This is a genomic window from Verrucomicrobiia bacterium (assembly GCA_035765895.1).
GTDB lineage: Bacteria > Verrucomicrobiota > Verrucomicrobiia > Limisphaerales > DSYF01 > DSYF01.
The window spans coordinates 24,650-39,487 of sequence record DASTWL010000019.1; the positions used below are offsets into that span (position 1 = coordinate 24,650).

Annotated in this window: 9 protein-coding genes; all 9 read left to right on the forward strand. The window is 63.1% G+C overall.

The window, feature by feature from the left end; all coding sequences use genetic code 11:
- Positions 1 to 34 precede the first annotated feature (34 nt).
- The 9 genes from VFV96_04240 to VFV96_04280 all read left to right on the forward strand — a co-directional run bounded on the left by VFV96_04240 (position 35) and on the right by VFV96_04280 (position 14,784).
- Positions 35 to 1,153, forward strand: coding sequence for a substrate-binding domain-containing protein (locus VFV96_04240; protein HEU5069608.1), 1,119 nt, complete (start codon positions 35 to 37; stop codon positions 1,151 to 1,153).
- Positions 1,154 to 1,226: 73 nt separating this feature from the next.
- The gene (locus VFV96_04245; protein HEU5069609.1) at positions 1,227 to 3,239 is read left to right on the forward strand and encodes a beta-N-acetylhexosaminidase; all 2,013 of its coding nucleotides are present in this window, start codon (positions 1,227 to 1,229) and stop codon (positions 3,237 to 3,239) included.
- Between the two features lie 127 nt (positions 3,240 to 3,366).
- Positions 3,367 to 5,157 (forward strand): alpha-L-fucosidase, encoded by a 1,791-nt coding sequence (locus VFV96_04250; GenBank protein HEU5069610.1) that lies wholly within the window; start codon positions 3,367 to 3,369, stop codon positions 5,155 to 5,157.
- A 17-nt stretch (positions 5,158 to 5,174) separates the two neighbouring features.
- The gene (locus VFV96_04255) at positions 5,175 to 6,365 is read left to right on the forward strand and encodes a sialidase family protein (protein ID HEU5069611.1); all 1,191 of its coding nucleotides are present in this window, start codon (positions 5,175 to 5,177) and stop codon (positions 6,363 to 6,365) included.
- Positions 6,366 to 6,380: 15 nt separating this feature from the next.
- Positions 6,381 to 7,034, forward strand: coding sequence for a YdcF family protein (locus VFV96_04260; GenBank protein ID HEU5069612.1), 654 nt, complete (start codon positions 6,381 to 6,383; stop codon positions 7,032 to 7,034).
- Positions 7,031 to 8,578, forward strand: coding sequence for a sialate O-acetylesterase (locus tag VFV96_04265; GenBank protein HEU5069613.1), 1,548 nt, complete (start codon positions 7,031 to 7,033; stop codon positions 8,576 to 8,578). The genes VFV96_04260 and VFV96_04265 overlap by 4 nt, the downstream gene beginning before the upstream one ends.
- Positions 8,579 to 8,685: 107 nt before the next feature.
- Positions 8,686 to 12,480 (forward strand): exo-alpha-sialidase, encoded by a 3,795-nt coding sequence (locus VFV96_04270; GenBank protein HEU5069614.1) that lies wholly within the window; start codon positions 8,686 to 8,688, stop codon positions 12,478 to 12,480.
- 4 nt (positions 12,481 to 12,484) lie between these two features.
- Entirely contained in the window at positions 12,485 to 13,666 is a 1,182-nt protein-coding gene (locus VFV96_04275; protein ID HEU5069615.1) for an AGE family epimerase/isomerase, read from the forward strand.
- 104 nt (positions 13,667 to 13,770) lie between these two features.
- Positions 13,771 to 14,784 carry a galactose oxidase gene (locus tag VFV96_04280; GenBank protein HEU5069616.1) on the forward strand — a complete coding sequence of 338 codons (1,014 nt, stop codon included), beginning with the start codon at positions 13,771 to 13,773 and terminating at the stop codon, positions 14,782 to 14,784.
- Positions 14,785 to 14,838 lie beyond the last annotated feature (54 nt).

Genomic DNA, 14,838 nt, shown 5'->3' on the forward strand with positions numbered 1-14,838 from the left:
TTGTTCTTTCTGAAGACATCCGGGAACTTGCGGCATGGTTCCGCATTCGTCCGCCCGCGAAGATCTGATTCCCAAACGCTCGTCGCTCGTGGCCCAGACGGTGGCCATCCTGCGCAACCACCTGCGCTCCGGCGTCTGGAAGGAGTTTCTGCCCGGCGAGCACGATCTCTGCGAACGCCTCCAGATCAGCCGCGTCACCTTGCGCGCGGCCCTGGACCAGCTGCAACGCGAAAAGTGGATCAAGGCGGGGCAGGGGAAGCGCCGTCAAATCATCGCCCGCCACATTCCCCGGCCCGCGCGGTCGCACAGCAACGTGGTCGTTTTGTTGTCCCCCATGTCCATCCTCACGCTGCCCACGAGCGTGTTGTTCTGGGTGGACGCGTTGCGGGAACATCTTGCCGAGGCCGGCTACCGGCTGGAGTTTCACACCAGCCAGGCCTGTTACAGCGAGCATCCCGAACGCGCGATTGACGCGATGGCACAGCAGCTCAACGCCGCGGCGTGGGTGCTGTATCTTTCCACGGAGGCCATGCAACGCGTCTTCTCCGGCCGGGGACTGCCCGGCGTCATCGCCGGCTCGCCGCATCCGGGCGTCGAGCTGTCTTCGGTGGACATTGACTATGCGGCGACGTGCCGGCACGCGGCCGGCCTGCTCGCGGCGCGCGGCCGCAGGCGGATCGCGCTGCTGATGCCCCGCAGCGGCCAGGCCGGCAATCTGCAAAGTGAACGCGGCTTTCTGGAGGCGGGTGAAAGCCTGCGCGCCGCGGGCGTGGAAACACTGATCGTGCACCACGACGGAACACCTGAAGGCGTCTGCCGCCGGTTGGACGCCCTGTTGGAGGCGGGGAAACCTGTGGATGGCCTGCTCATCGCCAAACCGGCGCACGTGGTCACTGCAGTGTCGCATTTGCTGCGGCGCGGTGTGAAAATCCCGCAGCAGGTGGCGCTCGTCTCGCGCGACAACGACCCTTTCCTCGAAAGCCTGGTGCCCGCAGTGGCGCGTTACGAACGAAACCCGACGCTCTTCGCCCGCAAGGTGCTGCGGCTCGTGCTGGATCTGGTCCGGGAAGGTGTCCGGCCGCGCCACAACTATCGGCTCATGCCCACGTTGGTGTCCGGTGAAACGCTCGGCCCCAAGGCCGGTCCGGCGTAGCGCCAGCCCTGTCTCAGCAACAAACAAGTCATTTTCGCTAGAGGCGGAACTCGAAGACGCTACCTTGGCGAGCATGAAATTCATCGCGCCACGCGGCCTCGACGGCATTACAGCAGGCCTGGCTTTGGCGCTGGCGCTGGTCACGGCAGGCGCCGTTCCCGCGCTGCTTCCCGCGCCAGCCTCGGTGCAATGGCGGGATGAAAACTTCAACGCCGCCCGGTTCACCATCAGGGCTCCGGCGGAAGCGGGCTTTGCCGCCCGGGAACTGGAGCAGTTCCTCGCCCAACTCGGCGGCCAGCGGAACGAACACGGCGGGCGGATCGTTTTGCAACTGGGCGGCACCGGAAACGCATCGCCGGAAAGCTACTCGCTCACGGTGACCGCTCACGAGGTCACCGTGACGGCGCGCGCGGCGGCCGGGTTGCTATATGGCGTGCAGACGCTCCGGCAACTGGCCACGGCGCAAGATGGGCGGCCCGTCATCGCCGGCTGTCGCATCAGCGACGCACCGGCGTTCGCCTGGCGCGGTTTCATGCACGACGTGGGGCGGAACTTTCAGGACATCGCATTGCTCAAGCGTTTCGTGGACGTCATGGCGCGTTACAAAATGAACGTGTTTCACTTTCACCTCGCCGACAATCCGGCCTGGCGTGTCGAATGCCGCGTGCATCCCGAGTTGAATGACCCGAAGTTCACGCCCGTCACGCGCAACCCGGGAAAGTTCTACACCTACGTCGAACTGAACGACTTCATCGCCTACTGCCGCGAACGTGGCATCCGCGTCGTGCCCGAACTCGACATGCCCGGCCACAGCGAATACTTCAAACGCGCCTTTGGCGTGGACATGCAGGACGAGCGCGGCATGCAGATTCTCGCCGACTGCCTGAACGAGTTCATGGACCACGTGGACACGCCGGAACTGCACATCGGCTCCGATGAGGTAGCCATCCGGAACAAGGATTTCCTGCCGCGTATGACGGCACTCATCCGCCAACACGGCCGGCAAATCATCGTGTGGCGTCCGGGACACCTGCCCGACGGCAAGGTCATCACGCAGCTCTGGTCCGCCGGCGGGCGGCCCAACGGCCCGCTGCCCGGCGTTCCGGCGGTCGATTCGCGAAACGACTATGTGAATCACATGGACCCGTTCGATGGTCCGTGCCGCATCTTGAACCTTGCCACCTGCGACCAGGCGGCGGGTGATGCGTTTGCGCTGGGCGGCATCCTTTGCCACTGGCCGGATGTCGCGGCGGGTGAGCCGATGAACATTTACCGGCAAAGCCCGGTCATGCCCGCGCTGCTGGCGGCGGCGGAGCGTTACTGGTGCGGTCACACGCCGGAACAGCCGAAGTTCTGGGGGCGCCTGCCGGACTTTGGCACGGCGGAGTTCGCGCGCTATGCGGACTTCGAGGCGCGGATGATCGAGCAGCGCAACCGCTTCTTCGCCGGCTGGCCGTTTCCGTATGTGAAGCAAACCGACCTGGTGTGGAAACTCATCGGGCCGTTCGATCACCGGGGCGACGTGAATGCCGTTTTTCCCGTTGAGCAGGAATTACGTGACGAATACGTCGTGGATGGCCGGACCAATCGCTGGTTGGAAGCGCGGGGCGCGACGATTCACTTCCATCACTTTTGGTATGACGGCTGGCTGCCGAAGGCGAAGTCCGGCACCGCTTACGCGCTGACGTATGTGTGGTCGCCGCGCGCACAGACGGTTGGTTTCTGGATTGGCTTCAATGGTCCGTCGCGCTCCGACCGGCGCAACGGCGCGAATCCCACCCAGGGTGAGTGGAGCACGACCGGGTCACGGATCTGGATCAACGATGCTGAAATTCCCGCGCCGAAATGGAGGCAGCCCGGCGTCATCCAATCGCCCAACGAAACACCGTTTGTGGACGAGGATTATTTCTATCGCGAACCAACATCGGTGGCGCTGAAGCAGGGTTGGAACAAGCTTCTCGTCAAGGCGCCCCGCAGCGAGAAGACCTGGAAGTGGATGTTCACCTGCGTGCCGGTCGCAGTGAATGGCAACGCCGTGCGCGAAGTCGGAGGACTGCGCTTTGCCACCCAGCCGGAAAAGTTTTGAGCAAATCCGAACGAGCCATTATTCCGGTGAAATTGACCAAACACACATCCCGCTGGATTGAAGGCGAAACGGTCTGCTTTTGGGTCTGGCCCCAGAAGAACACAGCCAGCTGGGAACTCGAAAAATAATGAAAAGCATCATTATTGCCGCATTTTATTCTGTGGCGTTGATGGCCGTGGCTGAGACGCCGAAAACTCATACGCCGCCGCCTGAATTCAAGGAAACCGCCGCCGAGCACGACGCGCGAATGCAATGGTTTCGCGACGCGCATTTCGGGATGTTCATCCATTGGGGCTTGTATTCGCAACTCGCCGGCGAGTGGCAGGACAAAACCATCACCGGCGGCGCCGAGTGGATTCAGAATTACCTGAACATCCCCAGCTCGCAATACAGCACGCTGACCAACCAGTTCAATCCGGTGAAGTTCAACGCCGATTCCTGGGCCGGGCTCATGGAGCGCGCCGGCGTGAAATACATCGCCATTACCACCAAGCATCACGATGGATTTTGCATGTGGCCGACGAAGCAAAACCGCGACTGGAACATCAGCGTCACGCCGTTCCCGCGCGACCCGCTCAAGGAACTTTCAGAAGCCTGCAACCGCCACAACGTGCGTTTTGGCATCTATCATTCGGTGATGGACTGGCATCATCCCGACTGGCCGGGGAAGAGCTTCAACGACCAACGGCAAGGAACGCCCGACAAGGCACGGTTCAAGGCTTATCTTTACGCCGAGTTGAAGGAGCTTTTCACGGACTACGGGCCGATTGGCATTGTATGGTATGACGGGACCTGGGATCGCAAGGCTTGGACGTCGCAGGATGGCAAGGAACTCGAAGACTACACGCGCTCGCTCCAGCCGAGCGTCATCCTCGACAACCGCTCCGGCTGGGTGCCGCCGCAGCGCAAGCTCGGCTTTGCCGTCAAAAATGACTACGGCTACACCGCTGCCGGCGACTACATTTCACCCGAGGGCGAAGTGCCGCCGACGGGCATGCCGGGCATTGACTGGGAAACGTGCCAGACGATGCAGTTGCCGAACAACTGGGGCTACAACCGGCTCGTTGGCTTCCGCCCGTTCAAGGATTTGCTTCAGCAACTCGTGGACGTGACGAGCAAAGGTGGCAACATGCTGCTCAACATCGGACCGGACGCCGAAGGCGAAATCCTGCCGCAGGCGCGGCAGTGCTTGGAAAAATTCGGCGACTGGATGAAACTCAATGCCGAATCCATCCACGGCACGCGCGCCTCGCCGTTTGCGGAATTGCCATTTAACGGCCGATGCACGCAAAAGCCCGGCGTGCTTTACCTGCACGTTTTCGCCTGGCCGCAGAACAGGAAACTTGCCGTGCCGGCCCGGAACAAAGTCATCCGCGCTTATCTTCTGGCCGACGCCAGACGCGCGGCGTTGAAGACGACCCGCTCGCCCTACGGCATTGAAATCAACCTGCCCGAAGCCGCGCCCGACCCGATTGATGCTGTCCTGGCGGTGGAAATCGAAGGAGCGCCGCAAGTCATCCCGTCGCCGGAAAAATTGTCACTGGGCAAACCCGTGGAAGTCTCGAGCTTTTGGGCAGGCCGCGAAGAGGAGTTGAACAAGGATCACATTACCGACGGAAAGCTGCCAACGATTTGGGCGGCGGAAGAAAAAGCTCGTTCCGCCTCGGTGACTGTTGACCTGCAAAATGAATGTGAAGTCGGCGGGGCGATGTTGAGCGACGCACCGTATGGGCGAACGCAGGCGTTTGACGTGGAGGCGCAGGTGAACGGTGGGTGGAAGAAGGTCGCGTCCGGCACGACCATCGGCAGCGAACTGCGACTAAACTTTGCCCCGGTGAAGGCACGTTATTTCCGGCTCAACATCCGGCAGGCCAGTGATACGCCAGTGGTGGCGGAGTTTCAATTGTTCGCCTATTAACTTCCAAGTGAATCGATATGAACCCCCTTCGCTTTATCCAAAGAAATCTCGGCGGCATCATTTGTTTGCTGCTCGTCTCTGGCTGTTTCGCGAACGAACCTCAGCTCTCCGACGTTTTTATCGCTGGCACGGACCAGTTCAAATCCATTCGCATTCCCTCTGTGGTCGTGACCAGGCTGGGCACCGTGCTGGCCATCGCCGAGGGCCGGGCGCAGCACGCCGACCAGGCGAACAACAAGCTCATCCTCAAGCGCAGCACGGATGGCGGCAAAACCTGGGGCGCGCAACAGGTCATCGCCGACGACGGCGCGAACTGCCTCAATAATCCCTGCTCCGTCGTGGACCGGAACACCGGCCGCGTCATCGTGATGTATCAATCCTATCCGGCCAACCACAGCGAGCGGGATGGTTCGATCAAGCCCGGTTTGGCCGGGCCGGACATCGTGCGCAATTACGTCGTGACCTCCGCCGATGACGGCGTGACATGGTCGCCGCCGCTCGATGTAACGCGCACGACGAAGACGCCCGAGCGCGTCACGATTCTCGCGAGCGGGCCGGGCATTGGCATTCAATTGACGCGTGGCCCGCATCCGGGACGCATCCTCATCCCGTTCAATGAAGGGCCGTTTAACCAATGGATTGTGCTGGCCGTTTACAGCGATGACGGCGGGAAGAACTGGAAACGAGGTGAGCCCGCCCCCGGCTGCCGGGTGCCGAACGGCAAGGGCGGGGAAATCAGCCTCGTGAACGAAGTCCAGATGGTCGAACTCGTCGATGGCTCCGTGATGCTCAACAGCCGCAAGTGGGGCGGCAAGGCGCTCCGCAAAACCGCCACGAGCCATGATGGCGGTGTAACGTGGTCGAAGATCGAGGAGGATCCTGCGTTGCGCGACCCCGGCTGCATGGGGTCCATCTTCCGCTACACCTTTCCTGGGAACGGCAATAAGAGCCGCATCCTTTACTCCGGTCCGGATAGTTCGAAGCGCGAGAATGGCACCGTTTACTTGAGTTATGACGAAGGCAAAACCTGGCCGGTGAAGAAGGTGCTGTTCCCCGGAAGTTTTGCTTACAGCGTTTTGACCGCGCTGCCGGACGGCACGCTTGGCTGCCTCTTCGAGACGGACGGCGCCAACCGCATCGTTTTCGCGCGCTTCACCCTGGACTGGTTGACGGACGGGAAAGACTCGCCGCCCGCCGCCAAACAGTGAATCGCTCTTGACCGTGTGAACGCCGACATCCAAGCCGCCGCGCAAATTGTCTGGGATTATCACCGGCTCGGCCACGTGCTGGAGCCGGCGGATCTCCTCTTCGTGCTCGGCAGCCACGACCTGCGCGTGGCCGAACATGCGGCGGATTTGTTCCACCGCGGACTCGCACCGCTGGTGGTGCTGTCCGGCGGGTTCGGCGTGCGTCTGGTCAGTCCGTGGACGAAGTCCGAGGCGGAAATGTTTGCGGAGGTGATGCAGCACCGCGGGGTGCCGGCGACGGCGTTGCTGCTGGAACCGCGTTCGACGAACACGGGTGAGAATGTCCGGTTCACGCGCGAACTGCTGGCCGCCCGGGGCCTCGCGGTTCAGTCGGTCATTGCGGTGCAAAAGCCCTACATGGAGCGGCGGACGTTCGCCACGATTCGTCAACAGTGGTCGGAGGTCGCGCTGCGCGTCTCCTCACCACCGCTCGATTTCGAGGCCTACTGCGATTCCAACATTCCCATCCGCGACATCATTGAATTCATGGTCGGCGATCTGCAACGCATCATGGAATACCCGCAACTCGGCTTCATGATTCCGCAGGAAGTGCCGGAGCGCGTCGTGGCGGCTTACGAAACGCTCGTCATCGCCGGGTTCACCCGCCATTTGATTCCGCGCTCAAAATGAAACGAATCATTTCGGTTGTATTCGCATTGGTCTGGAGTGCTTTCAGCGCACCCGGGGTGGGCCTCAGTCTCGCTCCGTGGTTTACGGACAACCTGGTGTTGCAGCGCGACATACCGGTGCCGGTGTGGGGAACAGCCAGCCCGGGCGAACGCATCATCGTTACCTTCGCCGGCCAGCGGAAAACGACTCTGGCGGATCCTTCGGGGTGCTGGCAGGTGGTGCTTGACCCGTTGCCGGCGAGTTTTGCGGCGCGCACGTTGACCGCCGAAGCGACAGACACACTGCGTTTGACGAACATTTTGGTGGGCGAAGTCTGGCTGGCCGCGGGCCAGTCGAACATGGAGTTTCCGTTGTCCCGCGAGGCACACGCCAGCGCTGAACTGCCCGTGGCCGCGAATGCCAGCTTGCGCCTGCTTAATCTTTCTTTTGCCGGGCAGTATTTATACGCGAAGCCGTTTGGTGCGAATGAGCTTTCGCGCATGACACCGGAGCAATTCTACTCCGGCACTTGGTGCGAGTGCTCGCCCGCTTCGGCAAAGGATTTCTCCGCCATTGCCTACTTTTTCGGCCATGAATTGCAGCCGGAACTCCACGTGCCGCTCGGCATCATTCATCTGGCCGTGGGTGGCAGTCCGACCGAAGCGTGGATTCGCCGCGCGGCGCTCGCGGCCGATCCGGAACTCGGCGTGATGACCCGCGGCAACTGGCTCACCAATGCCACACTGGATGACTGGTGCCGCGAGCGCGGTCACCAGAATTTCGATGCGCCGCTCCAGTCGGGTCTCGCGGTTCCCGGCGATGATCTGGGGCCGAATCATCCCTTCAAACCGGGCTTCCTTTGGGAGGCCGGACCAGCGCGGCTGCGGCCGTTCGCGATTCGCGGCGTGCTTTGGTATCAGGGCGAGAGCAATTCGCTCGAACCGCGGCGCGTGGCCCAGCATGAGAAACTCTTTCCGCTGCTCGTCCGCGACTGGCGTGCGCAATGGGGGCAGTTGCGACTGCCGTTCCTTTACTGCCAGCTTTCCAGCATCGGCACCAACGGCGGCTACAAAGCGTCGTGCTGGCCTGATTTCCGTGACCAGCAGCGGCGGTTCCTGGGAGCCATCCCTGACACGGCGATGGCCGTGACTAGCGACCTCGGCCATCCCACCGATGTGCATCCGCGCAACAAGCGCGACGTCGGACATCGCCTCGCGTTGGCGGCGCTGGCGCTGGTTTACGGACGCGAAGTTGAATTCAGCGGCCCGTTGATCCAGAGCGTCGAGCGCCGCGGCGACCAGGTGCTGGTCCGCTTTCAACATGCGAACGGACTGAAAACCACCGACGGAGAGCCGCCAAATGACTTCGAGGTCGCCGGTGAGGACGGGCAGTTCTTCCCCGCGGTCGCCGCCATCCAGGGCGGCGTGGTGGTGCTGACGTGTCCACGAGTTTCACGCGCGGTTGAAGCCCGTTATGCGTGGCAACCGTTTCCCACGCCGGTGCAAAACCTCGTCAATGCCGCTGGTCTTCCCGCCTCCACCTTTCGCGAAGCAGTGAGCCGCTGACCGCTCTTGTTTTGGCACCAGACAGGTGCCCGCCGCTTGTCAGGGGAGCGGGCTGCTCCTAGCGTTGCTCACGAATGAGCATGCCCGGCCGGCAGAAAATTATCGCAATGCAACCTCGCTTCCTGATGATCCTCGGCGCGCTCAGCTTGGGATGGGGTGCACCGGCATTGGGTGGACAGACGCTGCGACTGTTCGTGCTCACGGGCCAGTCAAACAGCCTTGGCACACCGGCCACCACCGTCACCAACATGGTTTTGGCGCGCCCGTCGAATCATCCCGTGGATTCGCGGGTGCCGTTTTTCTGGGACAACACGGCGGATGGCACGGCCGCCGGTGACGCGGCGCTGGGGGCATCCGCAGGCTGGACGAACATCAGCCCGCAGACCGGCGGCTACTACCCGGGCAGTGCGGAGCATTGGGGCCCGGAGGCCGGCTTTGCCCGGATGCTTTGGGACGCGGGCTATCACGACTTCGGCATCGTGAAGGCCAGCCGCGGCGGCGGCGGGAATTCCTACTGGGACAAGACCAACGCCGATCATCACATGTATGACAAGGTGGTGAACACCGTCAGCAACGCCGTGCTCGTCCTGCCGCCGGGCTACACGAATTTCCAGGTGGTCGGACTGTTGTATGTGCAAGGCGAGAGCAACGATGCCACGGAAGCCGACCAGGCCGACACCCGTTTTGCCGCGTTGCTGGAAAACCTGCGCGCCGACCTGCCGCACGCCGCCGGCATGAACGCGGTGTTCGGCGAGATTGGCAGCGACGCCACGGGCAACCGCCTGCTCACCACGCAGCGCCAGATGAATCTCGCCGCTGCGCGGGCTGACATTGGGTTCGCCCGTTCGACAGGATTGCCGATTCAAAACGTGGACGGGCTGAACGTGCATTACGCCGCCGATTCGCTGATTGTGTTGGGCGAACGCATGGCCGCGGAAGCCATGCGCATGGGTGTCCTGCCGGAACAGCCGCTGCCGGAGCTCGATTCACTCCACGCCTGGTATCAGGGCGATCACGGGGTGGTGCCGACGACGAACGCCACGGTGGCCCGTTGGAGCGATCTCGCCAGCGGAACCACGGCGCGCGATCTGACCCAGATTGTCGGCACGCCGGCGCTGGTTGCGGGCCGGTTCCTCGCCGCGCCAAAGCAGAACTTTATTCGCTTCAATGGCACGAATCAGGCCGCCTGGGCCACGTTCGCAAGCTTCGGTTCGCTGAACGGTCCCCGCACCCTGGCGTTCGCCCTGCGCGTGAACGATGCGAACGACGGTTTTCTCTTCGACGGCTCAACCGGCAGCGGCATGACCCGCGCCCAGGTGCGTTCCAACTTCTGGCAGGCCGGCGTGCAGATTGGTCCCGCGGCCACGGGGGCCAACCCGGACACGCCCACAGCACCACGGGTAACAGGCAAATGGCAGTTTCACGAGTTCAGTTACGTTCCGACCAACGGCGCCACGCGCGTGCAGCACTGGATCAACGGCACGAACGTGGCCGACTTTCTGGACCCCGAAACCAACGGCCTCGGCGGACTCATCCTTGGCGCCAACGTGCAGGCGCAACGCTTCCTCTCCGTGGACCTCGGCGAAGTGCTGGTTTATCAGACCGAACTCTCGCCGGCCGAACGCGCCCTTTTGCTCACACATCTGCAGGCGCGCTGGAATTCCCCTGCGGAGGCGCCCGCCGCCGCGGGTGTATATGCGTGGTATGCCGGCGATGACGGGCTGGCCACGCTGGCGGACAACTACACCATCAACACCTGGGCCAACCTGGGCACTGCCGCAACCAACACGACGTTCACGGCGGCCAGGCGCAACCTGAGTCATGTCACCAGCGCGCCGCAAAAAGTCTGGCTCCGCTTTACCGACGGCACGCCCGCGGCCGCGGTGGCGTTTGACGGCAACGACGCCTTGTGGGCGGCGCAATCGGATTTCGGAACGCTGAATGGCGACCGCACATTGATGGCGATGGTGCGCGTCGTCAATGCGGTGCCGCAGGGGTTCCTCTTCGACAGCAGTTCCTACACGGTCGGCTTGACCCGCGCGCAGGTGCATGATGGCAACTGGCAGGTGAGCGCTTATGGCGCGGGAGCCAGTGGCGCGGCCGGAGCGGCGGGGCGGGTGACGGCGTCCGCCACGACCAACGTCTGGCAGGTGCACGCGTTTGTGGTGACGACGAACGATCTGCGCTTCCGGCATTTTATCGACGGCGTGGAAGGCGCCGCCGTGACCAATGCCGTGCCGGGCGCGCTGGGCGGTTTGATTGTTGGCGCGAATGCGTCGGCGGGGCTCGGCATCCGTGCCGAGGTGGCGGAACTGATGGTTTTCAATGCGGCCCTGGACGACGGCACGCGCACCAATCTGGAGAGTTACCTGGCGGCCAAGTGGGCGGGCGTGACGGCTGATCCCGACGCGCCCACGCCACCACCGCAGCCCAATTTCGTCCGCGTCTTCACCGGCGGCGGCGACGGTTACACGTGCTTTCGCATTCCCGTGCTGGTCACGACGGCAAAGGGCACGGTGATCGCCATGTCCGACGGGCGCATTGGCAGTTGCGGTGACATCCCGACGCCGCTGGATCTGGTCTTCAAACGCAGCTTTGACAACGGCGCCACGTGGGGACCTTTGCAAGTCGTGGCGGACTACGGCAGCAACCCCAACGACGTGGACACTTATCCGGCCTACGGCATGACGAACATTGCGCGGGTTTCGGCGGGCGATGCGGCATTGCTGCTCGACCGCAGCAACGGCCGGGTCTGGGCCTTGTATGACAACGGCGGCGTGACCAACGGTGCGCGAAAAATCAAACTTGAACAGCGTTACAGCGACGACGACGGCGCAACGTGGTCGGCGGTGGTGGATCTCGAAGCCGCGAATCCAGGCCTCCGGCCGGCCGGGGGCGAGTTTCTCACCGGGCCGGGCAATGGCATCCAAATGACCGAAGGTCCGCATGCCGGACGATTGATCTTCCCGGTGTATCACTATGCCAGCCCCTCGGCGTCCGGCGTCATCTACAGCGACGATCACGGCGCGACCTGGCAGCGCGGCGCGCTCGTCACCGGCGGCGGTGAGATTCAGGTCTGCGAAACGGCGGGCGGGGGACTGCTGGCCTCGATGCGGGACAACAATTTTGCGTGGAACGGCGTGCGGACATTCGCGCGCAGCACCGATGGCGGGGCGACGTGGAGCGCACCCTACACCAACACCGTGGTGCCGCCCACGATGCCCGACCCGGCGTGTCAGGGGAATGTTTACCGGCTGACCACCACCAACAACAGCAACGCCAGCCGGCTCGTGCACGTCAATGCCGCCAGTTCGTCCAGCCGCATGAACCTGACCTTGCGCATCAGTTACGACGAAGGCCAGTCGTGGCCCGTCAGCAACCAGATTTATGCCGCGGGCGCGGCGTATTCGTCCGTTACAAAGCTCGCCACGGGTGACATCGGCGTGTTGTTCGAGAAGGACCCCTACGGCAATCTGGATTACGCCCGCCGGTCCATCGCCGAGGTGACGGCCGGCGCGGACGCATTGCCGGCGTATGACGTGTGGGCAGGAGAGCACTTCACGCCGGCGCAATTGTCGGATCCCGCGGTGTCCGGCCCGGAAGCCGATCCCGACGGTGACGGGCGCAACAACTTTGAAGAATTCGTTGCCGGCACGGATCCGCTTTCGGCGGCGAGTTTTCTCCAATTGAAGGTCTCACCCACAGGAACGGGCGCCGAACTTGGCTTCGCGGGCGTGTCCAACAAGAGTTACACGATTCAATACCGGGACGCATTGGCAGGTGATGCGTGGCAGCGGCTGGCCAATGTAAACACCCTGGCCAGCAACAGCACGATCACGCTGTCCGTCGGGGTGACGAACGACAAACGGTTCTTTCGTCTCGCCACGCCACAGTTACCTTGAACGCATGGCCCCCGAGCGCCTCAACGAACTCGCCCGTTTCTACTGCACCGCGCTGATCGAAGATTGCGCGAAGTTCTGGTTCCCGCGGAGTCTTGATCGCAAGCACGGCGGCTATCTCCATTGCCTCGACCGCGACGGCTCGGTGCTCGACACCGACAAATCGGTCTGGGCGCAGGGCCGCATGGCGTGGATGCTCGCGACGCTTTACAACACCGTTGAACGGCGCGCGGAGTGGCTGGAATGGTCCAGGCTCGGCCTGGACTTCCTCGATCATCACTGTTTCGACACCGATGGCCGGATGTTTTTCCACGTCACCCGCGAGGGAAAGCCCATCCGCAAACGGCGCTATGCCTTCAGCGAATCCTTTGCCGCCATCGCCCACGCGGCTTACACCAAGGCGACGGGCAATGCGCACTCCGCGCAACGGGCGCACGAGTTGTTCGACCGGTTCGTGGACTGGAATTTCACGCCGGGCAAAATGCCGCCCAAGTTCACCGAAGTGCGTCCGCTCATCGGCATGGGCCCGCGCATGATTACGATTGTCACCGCGCAGGAACTCCGCGCCAATCTCGGTGACGATCCGAAACTGACCCGATGGATTGACCGTTGCATCGGGGAAATTGAGCGCTGGTTCGTGAAGCCGGACATTCAATGCGTCATGGAAGCCGTCGCGCCGGATGGCTCGATTGTCGATCACTTCGACGGGCGCACGCTGAATCCCGGCCACGCCATCGAAGGCGCGTGGTTCATTCTGCACGAGGGCCGGCATCGGCAGGATTCCCGCCTCATCAAACTCGGTTGCCAGATGCTCGACTGGATGTGGGCGCGCGGCTGGGACCGCGAGTTCGGCGGCATTTTCTACTTCCGCGATGTCTTCGACAAACCGGTGCAGGAATACTGGCACGATATGAAGTTCTGGTGGCCGCACGACGAGGCGATCATCGCCACGCTGCTGGCGTATCAGCTCACGCGCGATCCCAAATACGCTGAGTGGCACCGGCTCGTGCATGACTGGAGCTTTGAACACTTCGGCGATCCGCAGCACGGCGAGTGGTTTGGCTACCTGCACCGCGACGGTCGAGTTTCGGTTCCGTTGAAGGGCAATCTGTGGAAGAGCTTTTTCCATCATCCGCGTGCGCTGTGGTATTGCGCGCGGTTGTGCGAAGAGATGAACGAACCAACATGAACGACCACAGAGCCCGCGCTTGCAGATGCGTTGCCGCCTTGCCGCCGCAGCGACGGGCACCGGCGCACGTCGGCCGCGGCTGGCTCTGGGCCGCCCTGATTTTTATGACCGCGAAACTTCTCGCTGCGGATGTCGCACTTGACTGGCAACAACTTCCCGTGCTGCCCGATCCGCTCGGCGTGGCCGGGGCGTTTGCGGGTGTCAGCGACGGCGCTCTTATCGTCGCCGGTGGCGCCAACTTTCCGGACAAACTGCCGTGGAACGGTGGTCGCAAAGTCTGGCACGACGCGGTTTATGTTTTGGAACGGCCGCAGGGCGTGTGGCGCAGCGGCTTCAAACTCCCCAAGCCGCTCGGCTATGGCGTTTCGCTCACCACGCCCGACGGCGTGCTGTGCATTGGTGGCAGCGATGCCACGCAACACGTGCGCGATGTCTTTCTGCTGCAGTGGCACCATGACGAACTCAAGCATGAAGCCCTGGCGCCACTGCCCGCGCCACTGGCAAACGCGTGCGGGGCGCTGGTCGGGCACACCGTTTATGTCGCGGGGGGCACCGCTTCGCCGGACGCCACAAACGCGTTGAACGTTTTCTGGTCGCTCGATCTTAAGGCGCGCGGCGCCTCGTGGGAGGAATTGCCAGCGTGGCCGGGCCCGGCGCGGATGTTGTCGGTGGCGGCGGCGCTCGGGGATTCGTTCTACGTGGTTGGCGGCACTGATCTGGCGCCGGATGCCGCGGGCAATCCCATGCGCACCTATCTGAAGGATGCCTACCGTTTCACGCCGGGCCAGGGCTGGCGGCGCATCGCGGATTTGCCGAATCCGGTCGTTGCGGCGCCGACGCCCGCGCCGGTGAGTTCGGGCACCCAGTTCCTCGTGATTGGCGGCGACGATGGCAGCCTGGTTAACTTCACGCCGCGCTCCGAACATCCCGGTTTCCCAAAGCGCGTGCTGGCCTACGATGCTGCCCATGACACATGGTCGGTCGTGGGGGAAACACCCGCTTCGCGCGCCACCCTGCCCACGGCGCCGTGGCGGGGCGGCTTCGTGCTGCCGAGCGGCGAAGCGAAGCCCGGCGTGCGTTCGCCGCAAGTGTGGGTTGTCCGCCCACGGGGGATTTGATTAACCTGCGCCGCGTGAATCCCGATTCCCGTCCCGGACGTAGTGCATGGGTGG